The following is a 20,461-nucleotide window of genomic DNA, read 5'->3' on the forward strand; positions in this document are numbered from 1 at the left end:
AAAAGAAATCCAAAATCTTAAAAGACCATACAGTTAAGGGCAAACATGATGAAAATAAAGCTTCCAAATTCATATTTCGAAGAAGCCGAAGAGAGCATAAGGTTAATCTGGAGAAACACCCTCTACGCTGATTTTGAGAAATCTCTCCTTGAGAAAGCCATTAAAAGGAAATTCAGAGTAAAACCTGAGATTCATGTTGAAGATGGTTACCTTATGGTGAATATTGAAAACGAAGAGATTGAGAAGTTTCTCGCATTCTTTATCCAGAGCCACCTTGGGGAATTTTTAAGGAGCAGATACACGAAAAGGAAAGTCCTATACGTCCACGAGGGGATGGAAGTTCCTCTTCTGGGATACAACGGGTTTGGTTTAATCGACAGGGGCACAAATCTAATCCAAGTAAGGGGTTCGACTGGATGTAATGTCTCGTGCATCTTCTGCTCCGTTGATGAGGGGCCCTATTCCAGAACAAGGCTCCTTGATTACGTTGTCGATGTTGACTATCTGGTGAAATGGTTCGATGAAGTTGCCAGATTCAAGGGCAAAGGGCTCGAAGCCCACTTAGACGGGCAGGGAGAACCCCTGCTCTATCCATTCATTGTAGAACTCGTCCAGGGGCTAAGAGAAAACCCAAACGTCAGCGTAATCTCGATGCAGAGTAATGGAATACTGCTGAACGATAAGCTCATTGAGGAGCTTGCAGAGGCAGGGCTTGATAGGGTAAACCTCTCAATTCACTCCCTCGACCCCGAAAAGGCAAAAATGTTAATGGGGATGAAAGACTACGACCTCAACCATGTTTTGGAGATGGCCGAGGCACTTGTAAATGCCGGAATTGACGTTCTTCTGGCCCCGGTAATAATCTTTGGAATAAACGACAATGAAGCTGAAGCTTTTATAGAGTTTGCAAGAAAAATCGGTGCCGGGAAAAGGTGGCCCGCTCTAGGCTTCCAGAACTACGTCCCCTATAAGTTTGGGAGGCATCCCACTGTGAAGTTTTTGCCATTTAAAGAGTTTTATGACTGGCTGAGAGCCCTTGAAGAAAAAACCGGAATGAAACCCCTCGTCTTAAGACCAGAGCACTTCGGAATGCACAAGAGAAAGTTCATTCCTCTGCAGTTCCGTGTTGGAGAAGTCGTCAAGGTAAAAATAGTCCTTCCGGGAAGAATCGAAGGGGAGATGCTTGGAACCGCGAGGAACAGGTTGATAGAGATCATAAACACGAACGCAAAAGTCGGCGATGAGATTAAGGTCAAAATCGTGAGGACAAGACATGGAATCTATGTTGCAACTCCGGCTTACTGGTTTCAGTCTTAAAAACCTTTCGCCGGAACAAAATCCCAGCAAAAAAGAAAACCAGGGCAATAAACCTGTACCTGCACGGACTAAGTTACAGACAGGTAGGAACAATCCTCGAAATCAGCCACACAACAGTCTGGGAAACAGTCCAAAAATTCGCGAAAGCAGTTTACCAGCCGAAAATCCTCGCAGTCAAAAAACAGAGAAACTTCATCGCAATTGACGAGACAGTGATAAAGATCAACGGCCAGAAGAGATTTCTCTGGGCTGCAATCGACGTTGAGAGCAAAGAAATCCTAGCAGTATGGATTACAAGCGTTAGGAACTGGTGGATTGCCAGGGACTTCATTCTAGTTGTTTTGAAATCCTGCGAGGGACAGCCAATTTTCCTGGTTGACAAAGGGCCGTGGTATAAATCAGCGTTTAAATCTCTCGGGCTGGATTATCTGCATGTGACTTTCGGGCCGAGGAACTGTGTTGAGCGCTGGTTTAGGACTGTTAAAGAGAGAACAAAGCGTTTCTGGAATAACTTCAGGGCTAGAGACTGGAGGAGGGTTCACAGGTTTGTTTTTCTGTTTTCATTCTGGTATAATTTTGTTAGAATTCATTCTCGGTTTGGTGGACCGCCTGGTGATGTGACTGAATGGCTTCAGGAGGTGATACCCCAGTTATCCTGACAGTATCCAACTCCGGTTTAGAAAAGTTTATTAACTTTCTTTTGGATAAAAATACTGAGAGAGTTAAATGAAACGTTCACACATTGCTTTAATTCTCGTGCTTGCAGTGGTCACAGCTTTTATTTTTGGAGATTTTGTATTCATCAGCTCCAGATCAGATATTAATGCCTCAACTGGAGTAGGACGAGTATGTGGAAATGTAACTATCAACGAAGGCTTTTGCATTTACCCGAATTCAGATTTCGGAAGGATTATGGCAGACGAACTACAAGCCCGAGGAGAAGAAGTCGTGATACTCGAATCCCCCACAAAATGTGAGGGGCAGTTCCTGGCGGTTTGGGTGGAAGAAATGAACGTTATGTATTCTCCGTTTTTCTCACGAGGCAGTATAAAAGCGCACTTTATATACTCCAACGTTGGTGACCCAGCCCATTATCTAAGGTATGAAAACGCCACAGATAAGGAGAAGGAGTTTATCAAATTCATAGTAAACAAATCTGAAGTTGGGGCTTCCGGAGAAATAATTTTAATTGACCGCTCCAAGGGAGTAATGAGCCTCAAAGGGTACAAGAGATATCTTCTAAAGCGGGCGGCAATTGCCATAGTCAGCGAATTGCAAAAAATTGATCTGGATAATACAAAATGTCCAAATTCCTCTTAATTCACCACTTAGCGAAATCCTAATATATCCGCGAGATAATCACCACTGGTGATACATAGAATGAAAAGGTGGACTTCTGTAGGAATTGTATTAGTTTTCATAATAGGAATAATAGCCTCAGGATGTCTTCAGCAAATCAAAAGCCAAGGTACCGAACAGACTTTAACCCTTCCAGAAGATAACTACAAAACGCTTTACCTCAACGAAAAAGTAAAAGGCACCTGCCCTACTGGAAAAGTCCCCGTAACTTTCACGTATAACCCACAAGGAAAAAACGTCACTTCTGTTAGCTTGCGTGGGAGTTTCAATAACTGGAAAGAACTGCCAATGGAGAATGAAAATGGAGTATGGAAAAAAACTGTTTGCCTGGAGCCAGGTCAATATGAATACAAGTTCTTCATAAACGGCGAATGGGTAAAGGATATGTCTACAGTTGATCCAACAGCCGATAGCTATATTGATGACGGCTTCGGAGGCAAAAATGCAGTAAAAATAGTGGAAGGAGAACTTGAGTTAACTATAGAACACGATCCCGAAAATCCCGCTTATCTATCCATTGCAGATAATAGAACGGTTATCCGGTTTAAAACAAGACCCAATCAAATAAAATCAGCTTTTCTGGTGAGTTCTGAGGGAGAGCACGAAATGGAGCGCCAGCTATGGTGGGGTTCCGGGGAAGTATGGAGGGTGGAACTCCAAGAAGTAACTCCAATAAAGTACTATTTCAAACTTGAGACGAATGATGGGGAACTTTTAATCCTCAACACATCCAAAAATCCGTTCTTTTACTTTGACGGCGTGGATAGATTCCCTCAGGTTCAATGGGTAAGTAAAGGAATAGGGTATCAAATCTTCCCGGATCGCTTTAACAATGGTGACTCCAGTAACGATCCCCTAGCGCTTCAAACGGACGAGCTCTGGTTTAATGAAGTAACGGATAAAAAGCCAGTTCTCTCCAACTGGAGCGACCCGATAACGGGATTACATTGCTGCCACCAGTATTATGGTGGTGATATCAAGGGAATAATTGAGAAGCTCGATTATCTCCAAGAGCTTGGTGTAACTTTAATATATCTAAATCCCATCTTCCTAGCCGGAAGTGCCCATGGATACGACATCTACGACCACTACAGACTCGACCCTCAATTTGGAACGGAGGAGGACTTAAAAACCCTGCTTGAAGAGGCTCACAAAAGAGGTATCCGGGTTATCTTTGACTTTGTACCAAACCACAGCGGGATTGGGCACTGGGCCTTTTTGGATGTTGCTTCCAGAGGAAAAGAAAGTCCCTACTGGAACTGGTATTTCATAAAAAGGTGGCCCTTCAATCTCGGTGATGGAAACGCCTATCTCGGCTGGTGGGGCATTGGAAGTCTTCCAAAGCTCAACACTGTAAATCCCGAGGTAAAGGAGTACTTAATAGGGGCGGCTCTGTACTGGCTGGATTTTGGCTTTGATGGCTTAAGAATAGACGCGCCAACTGAACTTATAAACAGCAAAGAGTTCTTTTCCGAGTTAAGGAAAGCCGTTAAGGAAAAGTATCCCGATGCATATATAGTTGGGGAAATCTGGCAGCTATCCCCGGAATGGGTTCAGGGAGATGCTTTTGACTCCCTTATGAACTACGCCCTCGGGAGGGACATTCTCCTAGCTTACGCTAAAGGACAGTGGAACGGAGAGAGAACCCTTGAGCTCTTGGGAAGATACTACGCAAGCTATGGAGAAAATGTCGTTGCAATGGGTTTCAATCTTGTTAGCTCCCACGATACCTCAAGAGTCCTCACTGACTTAGGCGGCGGAAACTTAGGCGATACTCCCAAGCCTGAGGCTATTCAAAGACTAAAGCTCCTTTCAACGCTCCTCTATACACTTCCGGGAATGCCTGTAACTTTTCAGGGAGACGAACGAGGTCTTCTTGGAAATAAGGAGCACTTCGATTCACAGAGGTACCCTATACAATGGGATACCGTAAATGAAGAAGTTTTGAACCACTACAAAAGCCTTGCAGATTTGAGAAAAAGCGTTCCGGCATTAACAAGCAGCAAAATAAAGCTATACACTGCAAAAGAAGGAGTGATAGCATTTTTCAGAGGGCATGAGGACGAAGTTCTCGTAATTGCAAACAATGCACTAAAAAGTACGACTATCTCCCTTCCTTCAGGTAAATGGAAAGAGATCTTCCCAAGTGGAGACAAAATATATGAAAAAGAGCTAACAGTTCCAGCTCTGGGAGTCCTTGTGCTTGTGAGGGGCTAAGCCCTTTTCTTTTTTAAATGAACCTCGAGCTCTTTACCTTTAGCTCCCCTCTTTCGTAAAGAGTTAATAGTATCTCGACAATTCTTTCTCCAGCCTTCCCGTCTCCAAATGGATTCTTGGCACTTGCCATCCTGCCGTAGAATTCTTCATCGTTTAGGAGCTTATCGACATAACAAAGAACTCTGTCCTTCTCAAGACCAACCAGAACGTTTCCTCCGGCTTTTATTGTCTCCGGTCTTTCAGTATTATAGCGGAGGGTTAGGCATGGGACGTTGAGGATTATGCTCTCCTCCTGAACTCCACCGGAATCTGTTAAAACGAACTTAGCATTCTTCTGCAGCTTTAAAAAGTCAAGGTAGCCAAGAGGCTTTGTGAGGACTACGTGTTCTTTTGCTTCCAGCCTCTCCCATAAGCCAAAGGACTTCAGCCTTTTTTCAGTCCTTGGATGAACGGGATAAACTACAGGTATCGGTAAAGACTCTATTATTTCCACGAGCTTTTTGAGGTTCTCTTCGCTATCGGTATTCTCGGCTCTATGGGCTGTCAAAAGGGCGTATTCTTTTGGTTCTAGTCCAAGAGTTTCTAAAATTCTGCTTTTCCTTTCGGCTATCTCCGAGTTCTGAAGGACTGCATCCACTATCGTGTTTCCAACCACGTAAACTCCTTCAACGATGCCCTCTCTCTCAAGGTTCTTCTTTGCGTCCTCCGTCGGAGCAAAGAGAATCTCACTCGCATGGTCAGCCAGAATTCTGTTTATTTCCTCCGGCATAGTTCTATCAAAGCTCCTTAAGCCTGCTTCAACGTGTGCAACGGGAATTTTAAGCTTAACACTCGCCAGAGCCCCCGCTAGAACAGTATTTGTATCGCCCTGAACCAAAGTAACATCTGGCTTCTCTTCCATGAGAACCTCCTCTATCTTTATCATTGCAATTCCAGTTTGATAAGCCTGAGTCCCGGAGCCCACTTCAAGGTGATAGTCGATTTTATGCAGCTCCAGCTCCTCCAGAAAAATCTTGCTCATCTCGTAGTCATAGTGCTGGCCCGTGTGGATTATTAGCGGCTCAATGCCCTTCCTTTCGAATGCCCTTATTACGGGTGCAAGCTTTATTATTTCCGGCCTTGTGCCAAAGACGAAAGCCGGCTTCAATACTCGCCCCTCCCGATCCCCTTGAATATAAATCCTTTCGGAGGCTCTTTTATGACATGTCTTCCGTCTATGAGTATTTTATTTCTCATAAGGCCTCCGATGGATTGCCAGTCCAGGTTCTTAAACTCTGAATGGTCTGTTGCTATAACAACAGCATCCGCTCCTTTCAAAGCTGCTTCAAGGCTTTCGTGGGTCCCCCTAACGTAGGGGTCATAGGTTCTTACTTCCTTAACGACATCTTTTATTTCCTCGATGAACTTGATAGCGGGAGAATTCCTGGTGTCATCGGAATTGCCCTTGTAAGACAGCCCCAAGACCGTCACTACAGCTTCCTCCGGTGGAAAGTTAATGGTCTTCAGAGAGCTCATGAGGAGATCTTTTGCAAAGAGCGGCATGTCTTCATTAATTTCTCTTGCTTTCCTTATCAGTCCAAAGTCTTCTTTTGCAGAACTGAGGAGCAAATATGGGTCTTTTGGCAAACAATGGCCCCCAACACCGATTCCCGGGATATGGATTTTAACCCTCGGGTGAGTGTTGGCGAGCTCTATTGCCTCAAAGACGTTAATCCCATACTGATGAGCAAGGAAAGCGAACTCATTAGCCAAAGCTATGTTTACATCCCTGAAGGTGTTCTCCATCAGCTTTACCATCTCACTTGTGGTCGAGTTTGTTTTGAAGATTTGGCCCCTTACAAACGTCCTGTAGAGAAGCTCAGCAAGTTCAGAGCTCTCTTCGTTTATGCCACCAACTATTCTGGAGTTATAGATGAGCTCCTTGAATATTCTGCCGGGCATGACCCTTTCGGGGGCATGAACCATATAGAAATCCTCCCCGGCTTTGAAACCACTCAACTCCTCTATGAGCTCTGCCATCTTTAGAGTCGTCATAGGGGGAACGGTACTTTCTATAATCACGAGAGAACCCCTCTTCATGGCTTCAGCAGTTGTTCTAACAGCGCTTTCAAGATAGCTCAAGTCGGGAGTTTTGTCCTCCTTCAAAGGGGTTTGGACACATATTATGTAGACATCCTTACCTTTTATTTCTTTTTTATCGGAAGTGGCCTTCAAATTTCCGTTTTCAAGCGCTTTCCTTAGCATTTCCTCTATTTCTGGTTCAATTATGTGAGAATTCCCAGAGTTTACTTTTTTTACGACCTCTTCCCTTATTTCATACCCTATCACTTTAAATCCGGCATTAGCGAACATAATAGCCGTGGGAAGACCGATATAACCCAAACCTATAACCACAATTTCTGCACTCCTGTCCATTATCTTTTCTCTCATGTATTCTCACCAAGAAGAAAGAGCGGGGATCAAAATTTAAGGTTTTTCTACGAAACAATTTCAAGTGGTAATCCAAGAAGATTTCCCATGATATTCAGAAAAATTTTACCAAACCAAGATTAGCTTAACAGTTTTACATAATTACCCCAATATTAGGGGTTTTTTCATGGACAGAAAGGGTAATAAACGATTAACAAAACAAAGGACATCTAAATAACCCGAAGAATAAAGGTCAGAAAACCGTTTTACAGAAACCCTTTTAATGGACAAAGCTGTCCATAATAATGGGTGAAATCCGTGAAGATATGGGTGGATATTACCAATGCACCTCACGCTCACTTTTTCAAAGGTATAATCAGGGAGCTCGAAAAAAGGGGACACGAAGTGTTGGTCACTACTAGAGAATTTGATGGCCTAACTGGAATTTTGGATATGTTGGGAGTAGATTATTACGTTGTGGGAAAGCACGGAGGAGTAACACTTGAGGGAAAGCTTCTCGCAAGCTCCGAGAGAATGTACCTGCTCAGCAGACTCATAATTGAGGAGAAACCCGATATGGCACTTTACAAGCACTCCGCAGAGGCTCCACGTGTCGCCTTTGGCCTTCAGATACCATCTATAGGCTTCGTGGACAACGAAACGGCCATTGGTCAAAACAAGCTTATTCTCCCCTATACAAAGCGGCTTTTATTCCCAAAGGCGATAGACGCATATGAACTTCTCAAGTGCGGTGCCGATCCCAACGGAATGAGGCCTATAAACGGCTTCTCGGAGCTGGCCCATCTTTACGGATTCATACCCAGCAAAAAGCCCCTAAAGGAGCTGGGGTTACATTCACACAGCTACATTGTAATGCGGACGGAGCCCATAAAGGCCAACTACTTCAACAGGGATGCCGAGAAGAGTGTTCTTGAAAACATAATTCCCTTACTTCCAGACATCCCAATAGTGTTATTCCCAAGAACAGAAAGTCAAAAGAAGCGCTTCGAGCACTTTGAAAACGTCATAATCCCGGAACACGTTACGGACAGCTTGTCTCTCCTCTACTATGCAAAGCTAATGATAGGCGCTGGAGGGACAATGAACAGGGAGGCCCTAGCTCTAGGAACTCCAACCATTTCAACTTACCCGGGTAAGCTCTTAGCCGTCACGAAATGGCTTATAGGCCTTGGTATTAAGTTCCACTCCACGGACCCACTCGAAGTTTCTGAAAAAGCCTGGGAACTCATGAGAAAGAACGGAACCTTTAGAAAGCATATACGAAGCATCATTGGCTCCATGGAGAACCCGATAGATATCTTCCTGAAGGAAATTGAACTTTATGAGGAATACGGTACCTTCCCTGTTCAGGAAATTGCCGCAGAAAGTGTGGACAAAAAATGAAAGCCAATGCTATTTCAAGCTGTTTTTCTTTTTTAAACACTTGAGGCAACGACTGGAGTAATGTATGCCTCAACAAAAGCTGCCACCAAGAGCATCACAATTGCCAATGCGAGCATTCTCATAGACTTCTTGAATCCCCTAAAAAATCGCTCTCCAATAGTCCCCTCTCCGCCGATTATCTCTAGATACCAATCTATTCCGCCCATTCCTGCAACTGCAAAAGCCGGGATTTCTATTACTCCATGGGGGACAATAGCAAGAAGGATTCTCGCCAAGCTTTCTCCCTGCGCGTTTAAGTACCGGACAACTAGTCCCACTATAAAGCCGTTAAAGAACAGTATTCCCGCTGGGACTACGCCAAAAAGAACCCCACCGAGAGCACATATCACGGCAACCCTTGAGTTGTTAAGGAAAATAAATGTAAAAAGGCTGAATCTGTCTGTATTTTCTCCTATGGTTCCTCCAAAAAACTGCCTAAGGTTTGAGAACAGAGCCTCCGCAGAACCAGGGCTTAACACAGAAAACATTACACCAAAAAGAACCCCCGCAAGAAAAACCCCAAGAAAGGCATAGAAAACTTTAGTTCTCATTTTCACCACGCAGGGCATTTTTGAGGGCAATTTTAAAGTCCTCAACGTTTATATAAGGCATCTCAATGTCCAGCCTCACTGCGAAGAAGTCCTCTATCTCTCTCTCAAGCTCCTCAAGATTTTTCCCTTTTAAAGTGCTCTCAAGTTCGCTGACTGCTTCTTCAGGATAGATGAAAAAGTCCCCGGTAATCTTTACATCCTTTGCAATGCCATTTTCTTCTTCAATCTCAAACCTTATAAGGCCCTTTTTGGCTTTGTGTTCGCCTATCCTTTTCATGCCCACCACAAACAAATTTAAAGCGGGTAGTTTTTAAAGGTTTATGAAAAATGAGGGACAGGTGGTGAATGTGGCTTACGATGATGTCAAAAGAGAGATCAAGGGGATAATAGAAGAGGTCATCTCTGAAATGCTGGAAAAAGAGGGCAAAAGCTGGGAAGGAGAGGTTTTATTTGATGAAACGCCCAGTATGGAGCTCGGCGATTTTGCCACTACTGTTGCCTTTCAGCTCGCAAAGGTGTTTAGAAAAGCTCCTAGAATGATAGCCCAGGAAATCCTCTCAGGCTTGGAAGGAAAGCTCCCGGAATATATTTCAAGGGTGGAAGTTGCAGGAGCAGGGTACATAAACTTCTTCCTGGACTATGAGAAATTTGGCAGGATTGTCACAAGAGAGATATTAGAAAAAGGCGACCAGTTTGGAGAAAGTGACTTAGGGAACGGAAAGAAGGTCATTGTCGAGCACACCTCTGTAAACCCAACAAAACCCCTCCACATGGGGCACGCGAGAAACTCGATTCTCGGCGATACAATGGCAAGGATAATGAGAAAACTTGGCTACAATGTGGAAGTTCAGAACTATATAGATGATTTGGGGGCTCAATTTGCTCAGGTTCTGTGGGGCTACCTAAACCTGAAAGACGAATTTGAGAGAATCATTAGAGAACTCGAGAAGAGAGGGCTCTCTAAGAAGGATATAATCGACCACGCTCTGGGTCTGCTCTATGTTGAGGTTCATAAGAGAATGGAAGAAGACCCAGAGGTAGAGAGACAGATAAGAGAGCTCATGAAGAAGCTGGAAGAAGGGGACAACGAGATAGCTGAAGAGGGTAGAAAGTTAGCCGAGAAAGTTGTCAAAGCACAGATGGAAACTACATACAGAATGAACATATTCTACGACCTGCTCAGCTGGGAAAGCGACATAGTGAGGAGCGGGATATTCGAAGAGGCCTACGCAATGATGGAAAAGAACGAGCACTTCGAATGGGCAAAAGAAGGCAAATACAAGGGAGCATTCATAATGAAGCTTGGAGACATCTTCCCGGACCTTGAAAACCCAGATATTGTGCTTATACGAAGCGACGGAACGGCAACTTACACTGGAAAGGACATAGCATATCACTTGTGGAAGTTCGGCAAGGTTAAAGCGGACATGCGCTACAAGCTCTGGGATAGAAAAGAAGACCACGAAACATGGACGACCGCAAAAGACGGGGAAGAAATGCCGGAAAGGTTTGCAAACGCAGACATAGTGATAAACGTCGTCGGCTCGGAGCAGAGATACGAGCAGAAAGCAGTTGCCTATGCCCTCAAGCTCCTTGGCTATGAAGATGCATACAATAACTTCTATCACTTAGCCTACGAACACGTTGTAAGGCCTGAAGGGAAGTTCAGCGGAAGAAAGGGAACCTGGATAGGCTTTACCGTGGATGAAGTTCTTGATGAGGCTGTAAAAAGGGCTAAAGAGCTCGTAGAAGAGAAGAACCCGGGATTAAGCGAGGAGGAGAAGGAGAGAATAGCCGAGATAGTCGGAGTAGGCGCAGTAAGGTACAACATGATAAAATATTCGCCGGAAAAGATAATCACGTTCAGATGGGAGGATGTGCTGAACTTTGAAGGTGAAAGCGCCCCATACATCCAGTACGCCCACGCGAGGTGCTGTTCCATACTTAAGAAGGCCCAAGAAGAAGGAACAAGCATCGAGAGCAAAGAGCTCTTAAGCAGGGCAGACTTCTCAAACCTTGACCTGAAAGAAAAAGAGCTCATAAAGACCCTTTCAAAATTCCCGGAGGTCATAAAAATAGCTGGAAGAGACGTTAAGCCCAATACAATAGCGACCTATGCAAACGAGGTAGCGATGGTCTTCAACAGGTTCTACATGGCATTGCCGGTTCTGAAGGCAGAAGAAGGAATAAAGGAGAGAAGACTGCTTCTGGTTATGGCAACGAGACAAGTCCTAAAGAACGCTCTGAACTTAATGGGAATCGAAGCCCCAGAAGTCATGTGAGGCCCTTTTCTTTTTTCACAAACCTTAAGTAGACCAAGCGCTTATTTCTTTCTTGGTGATTTAATGAGAGGAGTAATAGTCCCCCTCGTAACCCCCTTCAACGAAGACTATTCTATAGACCTCCAAGCACTGGAAGAGCACATAAACTATCTCCAAAGAGCCGGAGTCAACGGAATTTTTATCAATGCAACAACTGGCGAATTCACGAGCCTCAGCTTTGAGGAAAAGAAGCTTCTTGCGGAGAAGGGCCGAGAGATGGTTACCTCTACGTTCTATCTGGTGGGAACGGCTTCAACGAACACATTTGAGGTTCTTGAGCTAACCAAACATGCTCAGGACATTGGAGCAGATTATGCAGTCATAGCACCTCCGTACTACTGCCCCCTGAGTGAGGAAGCCCTTTTCAACCACTACTCCATGATAGCGGAGAAAACGGACATTCCGATAATCATCTACAACATCCCGAGCTGTGCAAACCCCCTAAGCGCCCCGCTCATAAAAAAGCTGGCTTTGGAATATTCAAACATATCTGGAATAAAGGAAACCATAGACAGCGTAAACCATGTTAGAGACGTTATATTTGAGGTCAAAGGCGAAAGAAAGGACTTTAAGGTTTTCACGGGCTTAGACCAGCACTTCCTCAACACGCTCCTCCTTGGAGGGGATGGAGGAATAATGGCCTGCGCAAACTTTGCCCCAGAGCTTCATATTGCCCTATACAGGGCTTTTGAAGAGAAAAACTTCGAAAAGGCTATGGAGTATGCCAGAAAGCTTGCCAGACTCTCAAAGGTTTACGACCTCGCATCCTCCTTCGGCTCTGCGATAAAGATAGCCATGGGCATAAGAGGTTTCTCAATAAAGCCCATCCTAAGACCACCCTACACGATGGACGGAGAAGATGTTAGAGAAAAGATAAAAGAACTCCTGTCCTCACTGGAGCTTGTACCTTAAAATTGCTCCAAGCCCTCCAAATGCCCTGTAGAACTGCTGACCTTCCTCGGTGTCGAGGGAAATCACTTCAACTTCAGCCCCGCTCTCCTCTGCCATTTTTATTAACTCCTCTGCAACATCCCACTTCTCAAAGCTTATGTTCTGGCTTCCGCACTTTGGACAGGTTCTGAGGTTTTTCCTGTAAACCTCGTACTCGCTTTCGGTCATGGTTTTAAGCTCTTCCCAGCCGCAGTGGTTGCACTTAGCCCTAACGCGAACTCTATCGTAGCCCTCGCTTATCAGAAGAGTATCGACCGCCCCAAGCTCAAGGGCTTTTCTCACTTCCTTTTCTCCATATGTTATCAAGCCCGTATCTTTGACCAAGTGTCTGAAGAACTCCTGCACGAGCTTTCTCTCTCTAATTGCCTCGTGCTCCTTCAGTATGTCGCTTGCCTTTTCAACGAGCTCCCTCAACCCATACTCGCCGTGATAGCTTATGTCCACTACTCCTATGATCTTCTTCTTGAGCTCGTGGTGGAGGTAGTCGCCTTCAACGAATTCCTCCTTTGTAGGCCCAGGACCCCCTATAATAATTCCCTTCAGCTCACCCTTTTCAAGGAGGGGCAGAAATGCCTCGTTGGCATGCTGCCCAATTCTCTTCATGAACTCATGGGTCTCTTGCTCTCTAATTCTCTCGTAACGCCTAGCCGACTGACCTCCAGCCCTCGTCTTTCCGGGGACGTTGGATGTAAGCTCATCAATGACCTCTATCTTCTTACCCCTGAGAACCCCTATTGTTGCTTCGTTCTTTTCGACCGTTATTAAACCATAGGCGTCTTTTACTCGAAGCATCTCTTCGAGGGGCTCGGTTACAAAAGTTTGGTCACATCGATAGAGCCTGACGTTAAGCGGTTCAGGTGGGATTATGGCAAAAAGCTGTATGTCTGTAACACCTTCCTGTTCGCTGACGTTTCCCACAAATAAGGCCAGGCCATTCTCTGGTGTTTGCTTGTAAAGCTTGAGGTGCTGCATTGCCCTCTCCAATGCACCAAGGACGTTCTTTCGGGTTGTTTTTGACTTAATGTTTTGTGCCGTGCCGTACTCTTCCCTAAGCTGCTGCATAACCTTGTTTATGTCATAGCCTGCAGGAATGTAGAGTGAAACAAGCTCAGTCCCTCGACCTCGAATCTTTTTCAGCTCTTCAACCTTCTTTTTGAGCTCGTACATCTCAGCAGATTTGTGAGACATGAACATCACCTCTAATAACTTATTTTCTCTCTCCCAACCACTTTTAAAAATTCGACTTTATAAAGGTTTGGAAAAAGCTAAAGGAAGGACAGAAAAATCAAAAGAAAAACTCCCAAAATTCCGCCAACAGCTATTATGAGGAAGTTTATGAGGTCGAGCTCTATGTGGGTAACCGTTCTGCCTACCCGTAAAGTGTGTGTAAAGTGTTAATTTCATAACGGGTAGGCTTCCAGCCTCCCGTCTTCATTGGCTGGCTTTCGGGGGGAACGGAGACTCCCCACATCTTCAAGGCTCTCGACAGTCCCCATTCGGGCTTGACAAACCCCACATTCTGGGAACTGCTTCACCACAAGGAAGTATAATTAGAGACTATTTAAAAATTACGGAAAACAAAAGAATTCAAAAGTTCCATTTATCACTACCTATGAAACAGCCCGAGGTAGTTTAGAATCCCCACCAAGATTAGTCCCACTATAGCGTTTACCGCCATCCACCTGAGCACGGCAAAGGTCAGCTTGACCACTATAACCGCTGCAATTATTAGAAGTATCATGAATACTATGAAATTAATCATTCACCTTACCTCCAAGTTCTTTTATAACTTTCTCGGCTATCTCCCCAAGGGAAACCCATTTAATGCCCTCCAGAGGCAGGATTACAGTATCGTCGACGTCCTTGAACTCCTCTATTACCGGAAGGGCCTCTTTCACGTTAAGCCTTCCAAGCATTATAATCGCAAAGGCTTTCCGGTTCTTATCCCCCGTCCGGAGAATTTCAATCAACAGGGAGGCCATCTCGTTCTTGAACTTCTCCCCGACCCACGGGAAGTACTTCAGCATAGCCTCAAAGCTCTGCATGGCGTTTTCTTTTACATACGGGTCAGGGTCGTTTATGAGAGAAAGCACAGTTACGGGGAGGCCGCTCTCAATATAGGGCATCATGAGGTCTCTGTGTCTGATGGTTAGCTCCCCAATGATCAGAAGGGCATCTCCCCTTATCCCCGGATTTTCCTCGTTGAGAAGCTCTACTATGGCATCTACATATTTAGGGTCTTTCGCTGCAGAGTGGAGGATCTTCTCAAGCTCTCCCTCCGAGAGCATCTTTATGATCTTATTCTTTTTTGAGCCGAAGGAGAATAACCCCATAAGTCATCCCTAAGCTATTTTATACTTTCAACCTTAAATGGGTTTTGGGGTTTTCCCTGTGGGGAAGTTAGTGTAATTTTGTGGAATTTTATCCCAATTCTTTGTTTTTCTATTACAATAATCCCGTAGGGATTGGTCTTCATTGGCCCTTCATTGGGCTTTCCAGCCCTCGAAACCTCCAACCCTTTCGGGGTAACCCCCGAGCCCCACATCCGAAGGTTCAAGACAGCAATAAAATCCCTATCCTCGACCAAACCGCAGTTAGAGCACTTCATTAACCGCCCCTCTTGGGGTATTAGCTGACCCCCGCATGCGGGGCAAGTGCGGGAAGAATTTCTCGGATTAACATAAACAACAGGAACACCGAACCATTTGGCCTTGTACTCGATTAGCCTTTGCAGTTCACGAGCATTCCACTTTGAGATTTTCCTATTAAAATCTTTTGAACCGTTTAACACTTTCTCCTTTATTCCTCTCAGATCTTCGAGAATTATACCCATCCTCTTTCTGTAGGCAATCTCAACGATTTTGTTAGCCAACTTATGGAGAAAGTCTCTCATCCTGTTTCTCTCCCTTCCAGAGTACTTTTCCAGCAATTCCCCACTCAGCCTCCTATTCCATGCTGAAATCCTCTGGATTTTCTGCCTCTTCACTTCATAAACCCTGTGGGTGTGATAAAGCCCTCTTGTATCAAAATGATAAACTGTCAGTCCAGCGAGGGCTGTAATGTTTGTGAGGTTGATGTCTATACTCATCCAGTCTTTCGGCTCAAAATATTCTACGCTTTTTACGAAGTTTAGGATGAGTTTCTCTGGAAACAAAAACAAACCGCCGAGTTTTACTTTCCCCTCTTTGATTTCCTCAAGAAGAGGATGCAGGTAGTGATATTTCGCTAGGTCAATCTCAAGATAGTACTCTCTCGGCACTATTGTTATTTTCAGCCTTGTCCCTTTTAGTCTGAAGAGTGTGGACTTCACGTAAACGAGTTTCTTTTTCAGCCTTGGTTTCTGAACTTTCTTTCCTTTCTTGAGTTTTCGCTTGTATGACTTCACAAGACCAAGCATTTGGTTTATTGCGGAGTCAACGTAGTGGGCAGCGTAGCTCCAGTTTTCCAACAGTTTGTCCCTAAGTTGCTTTCTCTCAACCTTCGTGAATTTTTTGGCATTGAGAATTTCTTGGAGTGTAGTCTTTGCCATGTTGTGATACTCTTCAATAAAGTTTAGAATAACATCGTTGGCCCGGAGGGGAATTGAGTACGCCCTGACGATGGTTTCATTCTTGGAAGAGCTGTTTTGCATTCTCCACAACCTCTTCATACTTGCGGGAGCGCATTCCGTACAGCTTGCCGGCAAAGTGCGAGATTATTGCTATCAGGTCTTCAATGAGTTCTTCTCTTGGCTCTTTTTGAAGTTCTCCATTGATTACTATTATCTCTGTTCCAAAGGCTTGGAAGAGCGTTTTTAAAGTTTCAAAACCGAATCGTGTTAACCTGTCGGAGTATGTAATGATGACTTTCGAGACTTCCTTGTTTGTCACCATTTTGAGGAGCTTCTGGTAGTTTTTCCTCTTTTCGTTTAACCCTGAGCCAATATCCTTGAGGATTTCAATGTCCCAACCTTTCTCTTTTGCGAATTCTTTTATCGTTTGGACTTGTCTGTTCAAATCATCTTTTTGAGTTCTGCTTGAGACTCTTGCATATCCAATTATTTTCCTTTCCTCTTGAATCCCAAGTATTCTCTTGATTTCGCTTTCTGGAATTCTTCTTCGACCCCCAACTGTTCTGACAACCCTGATTTTCCCTTGTTTGTCCCAATTCTGAAGTGTTTTTACAGTAACTCCAAGGATTTTTGAGGCTTCTTTTAGAGTATAATGCCTCTCCATGCTACCCCTGATATAGAATACGCACACATCCTTTATATGTTTTTCTATTGTTTTCCATGAAATTACACAAAAAGAAAAACAATCAAAAACGGCTAACCTTTAAAAGGCTCCCGAGAATTTAAAGTCGGGCAATGAGGAGAGCGAATTGCGCTGAGCTGTGATGAGAATCCACACCGAGCCTTTTAAGGGGTGAGAGAATGCACATAAGGGAGTTTCAGGAGCTGATTAGGGGGCTTTACTTTTTCTTCTGAAAGCCTCGCCCTTTAGGGCGGGGATGCAGTAAACTACCCAACAGCCCTCAAACAGGAAAGCGAAAAAGCATTTAAGCAATAATGCAGACCATACATTAAGGGGTTCACAATGAAACCCGAATCACCTACCATTTCGTCTGGATACCAAAATACCGGAGAGACATTCTCACCGGAAAAGTCGTCGAGAGACTCAAAGAAATGTTCAAAGAATACTCGGAAGAAATCGGGTGCGAGGTTATTGCCCTCGAAGTAATGCCCGACCACGTTCACGTCTTCCTTCAGGCAAAGCCCAACCTCTCGCCAGCCCAAATAGTGAACCACTTGAAAGGCAAAACCGCCAGAAAACTCCTCCAAGAGTTTCCAGAACTGAGGAGCAAGACGACACACGGTAGGTTATGGTCTCGCTCCTATTTCGTCGCCTCAGTCGGCTACATAACGGACGAGATTGTGAAGCACTACGTTGAAACCCAATGGGAGCGTGAGTTGAAACGAAGAGGAGCGTAACGCTCAAACTCCAGCCCTCAAAAGAAACCGAGAGAATTCTCTTCGAGTTAGCTGACATTGGGGCTAAAGTTTGGAACCAGATAAACTACCTTCGCAGGCAGGAATTCTTCGAGGGTAAACCAGTGGACTTCAACAGGACGGAGAAAATCGTCTATGAAGAATTCAAAAAGGAAATCGGCTCCGCAACAGTCCAGCAAATTTGCAGGAAGAATGCTGAAAGCTGGAGGAGCTTCTTCTCACTCTTAAGGAATAAGCGGAACGGAGAACTGCCCGAGTGGTTGAAGCCGAAGCCACCGAACTACTTGAAAGACGATGGGAAAAGAAAACCTTTAATCGTACTCAGGAACGACCAATACAAGATTGAGGGCAACAGGTTAATTCTCAAAGGCCTCGGCAAGTTCAAACGCCTCGAAGTCCAGTTTAAGGGGAAAATACACCTCAAAGGCAAACAAGGAAGGCTGGAAATAACCTACGATACCGTTAAGCGGAAATGGTATGCCCACATCAGCATTACCGTCGAGGAGAAACTAATTGGAGGCGAGTGGATTGAAGTTCCAAGGAAACCATTGGGCGACCTTTCAGCGGGAATTGATTTGGGAGTGAACAATCTAATGGCGGTCTACGTTGAGAACGGTGAAAGCTTCCTCGTGAACGGCAGGCCATTAAAATCAATAGCCTTTTACTGGCGGAAGAGGATTGCGGATTATCAGTCAAAACTTAACAGGTCGGGAGCGAAGAGAAGTAGAAAACTCAAAAGAATGCACGGGAAGGCTAAACTTCAAGCAAAGCATTACATCAACACGGCAGTAAGACAGACCGTTGAAAAGCTCTACCACCTCGGAGTTTCGAGGATTGTTGTAGGTTACCCGAAGGGGATTGCCAGAAACTCTGAGAAAGGCAAGAGGCAGAACTTCCTCCTCTCCCACGTCTGGCGGTTCAATACTGTGATTCAAAGGCTCAAGGAAGTGGCTGAGGAATATGGCATCGTTGTTCAGGTTGTTAATGAGGCTTTCACCTCAAAAACCTGCCCCGTTTGCGGGAAGCCCCACGAGGGGGCCCGCTTTGTTCGTGGTTTGTTTAAGTGTCCCGCGACGGGGCTTGACTTTAACGCGGATTTGATTGGTGCTTTCAACATTTTAAAGAAGGCTGTGGAAAAGATAACCCCGAATCTGGGCGGCCTTTATGCTCAGAGGAGGGGTAACGGGGGGAAGACCCTCCCCGAGGGGTCGAAGACCCGCTTTAACTTGGGTCTAAATGAAACCCCTCAAACCTCCCTGCCAATGGCGAGGGGTTAACTCGTTGGAACCCTCGCCCTTCAGGGCGGGGAGGAGGTCAGATAAACGAATCACTCGCATGGTTTCTGTCATTGAACCTTCCTCTTGATGTGGAGCAATCAGCCGCGATTCTGGTTGAAAGGGTTTCGGAAAAGGTAAGCGAATACCTCCTCAATTACACCCTTTCTATCCCCAAGCTGATTCTCCAGGCTATCGTTTTTATCACAGTTTTTTATGGAATGCTTGTGCACTCAGAAACTTTATCTAAAGAGCTTTATGCACTGCTGCCCGAGGAGAGGAGAGATTTGGGTATGGAGCTAGTAGAAAAGGCAAAAGAGACGTTAAATGCCATTTTGAGGACTTGGCTTATGCTGAGCATCTTTAAAGGCTTTCTGCTAACCTTGGGCTTTTATTTCCTTGGGGTGGCGAACCTCAGTGGAGCAATTGCAGCAGGGATACTCTGCGTTGTCCTTGAGCTTTTACCCGTTATTGGGGGATGGATAGTGTGGATAGCTGGGGCCATCTATCTGTTTACTCAGGGGGATATCTTTGCAGCGGTCATGCTCTCGGTATATGGTGTAGCTTTAATATCTCCTGGCCCTGATATTACAATTAGGCCAAAACTTGTTGCAAAAGGTGCAAAAATAAACCCTGCCCTTGCACTGGTGGGAATATTTGGCGGAATAATGGGCTTTGGAATAAAGGGATTAATAATTGGCCCTGTAGCTTTGGGTTTGCTTTCAACACTGCTGGAAGAGTGGAAGGAACAAAAAGGAAGGGCTAAATCCTGAATCCCTTTGCTATTTTTCCCTTGTTTTCCCGCTATTATGCGAGAATAGCAGTGTGGGGAGATGTTTCAGAACTATTCTCCTTTGATTTTCAAACTTTTTTAGATTTTTAGGCTCACCAAATCTTTTTAAGGGTATCTACACACCATTAACTAGAATTAGGTTTGCCTAATGGTGATGCTCATGTATGTACGATTAACTCAGATGCGTGAAGGAGAGAAAGGCGTTGTGGTGGACATCCAAGGAGGGTATGGGGCTAGGCAGAGGCTTTTGTCCATGGGAATAGCTCCAGGAACAAAGATTTTTGTGGTCAAATCGGGAAATCCTGGCCCGTATATAATCGCTATTGGAAACACCCGCATAGCCCTGGGGCGAGGAGTGGCGGAGAAGATAGTTGTTAGGAGGGAGCTTTGATGAGTTCTTGTTGCAGCGTTGAAAAAGTTCCAGAAGAAAAGAAAGAGGGCCTAAAAGTCGTTGCACTAGCGGGCAATCCAAATGTGGGGAAAACCACGATATTTAATGCCTTAACCGGTTTAAGGCAGCATGTAGGTAACTGGCCCGGTGTAACTGTTGAAAAGAAAGAAGGCATAATGAAATACCGTGATAAAGAGTTTCTGGTGGTTGATCTCCCCGGAACGTATTCTCTCACTGCAAACTCTGTAGACGAGCTCATTGCGAGAAATTTCATCCTAAACGGGAACGCAGACGTTATTGTGAATGTGGTCGATGCCTCCTGCCTTATGAGAAACCTCTTTTTGACGATGGAGATATTCGAGATGGGAGTCAAGAACATTGTCATTGCATTGAACAAGATTGACATCGCAAGAAAAAGAGGAGTTCACATTGATATCAAAAAAATGGA

20 protein-coding genes and 1 pseudogene are annotated in these 20,461 nt (G+C 44.8%); 12 read left to right on the plus strand and 9 right to left on the minus strand.

Annotated features, from left to right (window positions below; genetic code table 11):
• Positions 1-45: 45 nt before the first annotated feature.
• From THEPK_RS02330 to THEPK_RS02345, 4 genes are all read left to right on the plus strand, one after another.
• Complete coding sequence (locus tag THEPK_RS02330) at positions 46-1,317, plus strand: radical SAM protein (protein WP_042697863.1); 1,272 nt, start codon at positions 46-48, stop codon at positions 1,315-1,317.
• The gene (locus tag THEPK_RS02335; protein WP_042697865.1) at positions 1,302-1,976 is read left to right on the plus strand and encodes an IS6-like element ISPfu5 family transposase; all 675 of its coding nucleotides are present in this window, start codon (positions 1,302-1,304) and stop codon (positions 1,974-1,976) included. The genes THEPK_RS02330 and THEPK_RS02335 overlap by 16 nt, the downstream gene beginning before the upstream one ends.
• 97 nt (positions 1,977-2,073) lie before the next feature.
• Complete coding sequence (locus tag THEPK_RS02340) at positions 2,074-2,637, plus strand: hypothetical protein (RefSeq protein WP_232194501.1); 564 nt, start codon at positions 2,074-2,076, stop codon at positions 2,635-2,637.
• 48 nt (positions 2,638-2,685) lie between these two features.
• Positions 2,686-4,893 (plus strand): alpha-amylase family glycosyl hydrolase, encoded by a 2,208-nt coding sequence (locus tag THEPK_RS02345; RefSeq protein ID WP_232194502.1) that lies wholly within the window; start codon positions 2,686-2,688, stop codon positions 4,891-4,893.
• A gap of 13 nt (positions 4,894-4,906) precedes the next feature.
• Here the strand turns inward: THEPK_RS02345 and wecB are convergent, their stop codons facing one another.
• Positions 4,907-6,040 (minus strand): non-hydrolyzing UDP-N-acetylglucosamine 2-epimerase, encoded by a 1,134-nt coding sequence (gene wecB, locus THEPK_RS02350; RefSeq protein WP_042697871.1) that lies wholly within the window; start codon positions 6,038-6,040, stop codon positions 4,907-4,909.
• The gene (locus THEPK_RS02355; protein ID WP_042697874.1) at positions 6,037-7,323 is read right to left on the minus strand and encodes a UDP-N-acetyl-D-mannosamine dehydrogenase; all 1,287 of its coding nucleotides are present in this window, start codon (positions 7,321-7,323) and stop codon (positions 6,037-6,039) included. The genes wecB and THEPK_RS02355 overlap by 4 nt, the downstream gene beginning before the upstream one ends.
• A gap of 297 nt (positions 7,324-7,620) precedes the next feature.
• Here THEPK_RS02355 and THEPK_RS02360 point away from each other — a divergent pair, with 297 nt between their 5' ends.
• A complete protein-coding gene (locus THEPK_RS02360; RefSeq protein WP_042697876.1) occupies positions 7,621-8,706 on the plus strand; it encodes a DUF354 domain-containing protein in 1,086 nt (361 codons plus the stop codon).
• Positions 8,707-8,738: 32 nt separating this feature from the next.
• Here the strand turns inward: THEPK_RS02360 and THEPK_RS02365 are convergent, their stop codons facing one another.
• A complete protein-coding gene (locus THEPK_RS02365; protein ID WP_042697879.1) occupies positions 8,739-9,296 on the minus strand; it encodes a stage II sporulation protein M in 558 nt (185 codons plus the stop codon).
• The gene (locus THEPK_RS02370) at positions 9,286-9,573 is read right to left on the minus strand and encodes a lipoate protein ligase C-terminal domain-containing protein (protein WP_042697882.1); all 288 of its coding nucleotides are present in this window, start codon (positions 9,571-9,573) and stop codon (positions 9,286-9,288) included. Before THEPK_RS02370 ends, THEPK_RS02365 begins: the two co-directional genes overlap by 11 nt.
• A 70-nt stretch (positions 9,574-9,643) precedes the next feature.
• Between THEPK_RS02370 and THEPK_RS02375 the strand changes: the two genes are divergently transcribed.
• Together THEPK_RS02375 and THEPK_RS02380 are read left to right on the plus strand one after the other, a co-directional pair.
• A complete protein-coding gene (locus tag THEPK_RS02375; protein ID WP_042697884.1) occupies positions 9,644-11,578 on the plus strand; it encodes an arginine--tRNA ligase in 1,935 nt (644 codons plus the stop codon).
• Positions 11,579-11,641: 63 nt separating this feature from the next.
• Positions 11,642-12,529 carry a dihydrodipicolinate synthase family protein gene (locus tag THEPK_RS02380; protein ID WP_042697886.1) on the plus strand — a complete coding sequence of 296 codons (888 nt, stop codon included), beginning with the start codon at positions 11,642-11,644 and terminating at the stop codon, positions 12,527-12,529.
• On the opposite strand, the gene prf1 is transcribed toward THEPK_RS02380, so the two are convergent.
• The 5 genes from prf1 to THEPK_RS02405 all read right to left on the minus strand — a co-directional run bounded on the left by prf1 (position 12,509) and on the right by THEPK_RS02405 (position 16,782).
• Positions 12,509-13,756 (minus strand): peptide chain release factor aRF-1, encoded by a 1,248-nt coding sequence (gene prf1, locus THEPK_RS02385; protein WP_042697889.1) that lies wholly within the window; start codon positions 13,754-13,756, stop codon positions 12,509-12,511. The two genes, THEPK_RS02380 and prf1, sit on opposite strands and share 21 nt — an antisense overlap.
• 418 nt (positions 13,757-14,174) lie before the next feature.
• Complete coding sequence (locus tag THEPK_RS12920; RefSeq protein ID WP_042700461.1) at positions 14,175-14,330, minus strand: hypothetical protein; 156 nt, start codon at positions 14,328-14,330, stop codon at positions 14,175-14,177.
• Positions 14,323-14,901: a HEAT repeat domain-containing protein gene (locus THEPK_RS02395; RefSeq protein ID WP_042697892.1), complete on the minus strand. Its 579-nt coding sequence runs from the start codon at positions 14,899-14,901 to the stop codon at positions 14,323-14,325. Before THEPK_RS02395 ends, THEPK_RS12920 begins: the two co-directional genes overlap by 8 nt.
• Before the next feature lie 14 nt (positions 14,902-14,915).
• Entirely contained in the window at positions 14,916-16,199 is a 1,284-nt protein-coding gene (locus tag THEPK_RS02400; protein ID WP_052315875.1) for an RNA-guided endonuclease InsQ/TnpB family protein, read from the minus strand.
• Positions 16,174-16,782, minus strand: coding sequence for an IS607 family transposase (locus THEPK_RS02405; RefSeq protein ID WP_042697895.1), 609 nt, complete (start codon positions 16,780-16,782; stop codon positions 16,174-16,176). Before THEPK_RS02405 ends, THEPK_RS02400 begins: the two co-directional genes overlap by 26 nt.
• A gap of 356 nt (positions 16,783-17,138) precedes the next feature.
• Here THEPK_RS02405 and tnpA point away from each other — a divergent pair.
• From tnpA to THEPK_RS02430, 5 genes and pseudogenes are all read left to right on the plus strand, one after another.
• Positions 17,139-17,537: pseudogene (tnpA, locus tag THEPK_RS02410) on the plus strand (IS200/IS605 family transposase); the annotation flags it as partial.
• A 35-nt stretch (positions 17,538-17,572) separates the two neighbouring features.
• Positions 17,573-18,832, plus strand: coding sequence for an RNA-guided endonuclease InsQ/TnpB family protein (locus THEPK_RS02415; protein WP_052315877.1), 1,260 nt, complete (start codon positions 17,573-17,575; stop codon positions 18,830-18,832).
• Between the two features lie 71 nt (positions 18,833-18,903).
• Positions 18,904-19,602 carry an AI-2E family transporter gene (locus THEPK_RS02420; protein WP_232194503.1) on the plus strand — a complete coding sequence of 233 codons (699 nt, stop codon included), beginning with the start codon at positions 18,904-18,906 and terminating at the stop codon, positions 19,600-19,602.
• Between the two features lie 168 nt (positions 19,603-19,770).
• Positions 19,771-20,013 (plus strand): FeoA family protein, encoded by a 243-nt coding sequence (locus tag THEPK_RS02425; RefSeq protein ID WP_232194504.1) that lies wholly within the window; start codon positions 19,771-19,773, stop codon positions 20,011-20,013.
• Positions 20,013-20,461, plus strand: a 449-nt coding sequence (locus tag THEPK_RS02430; RefSeq protein ID WP_042697906.1) for a FeoB small GTPase domain-containing protein, incomplete at its 3' end; no start/stop codon positions are given. The genes THEPK_RS02425 and THEPK_RS02430, both read left to right, overlap by 1 nt.

The organism is Thermococcus sp. PK, from assembly GCF_000430485.1.
Taxonomy (GTDB): Archaea; Methanobacteriota_B; Thermococci; order Thermococcales; family Thermococcaceae; genus Thermococcus_A; species Thermococcus_A bergensis.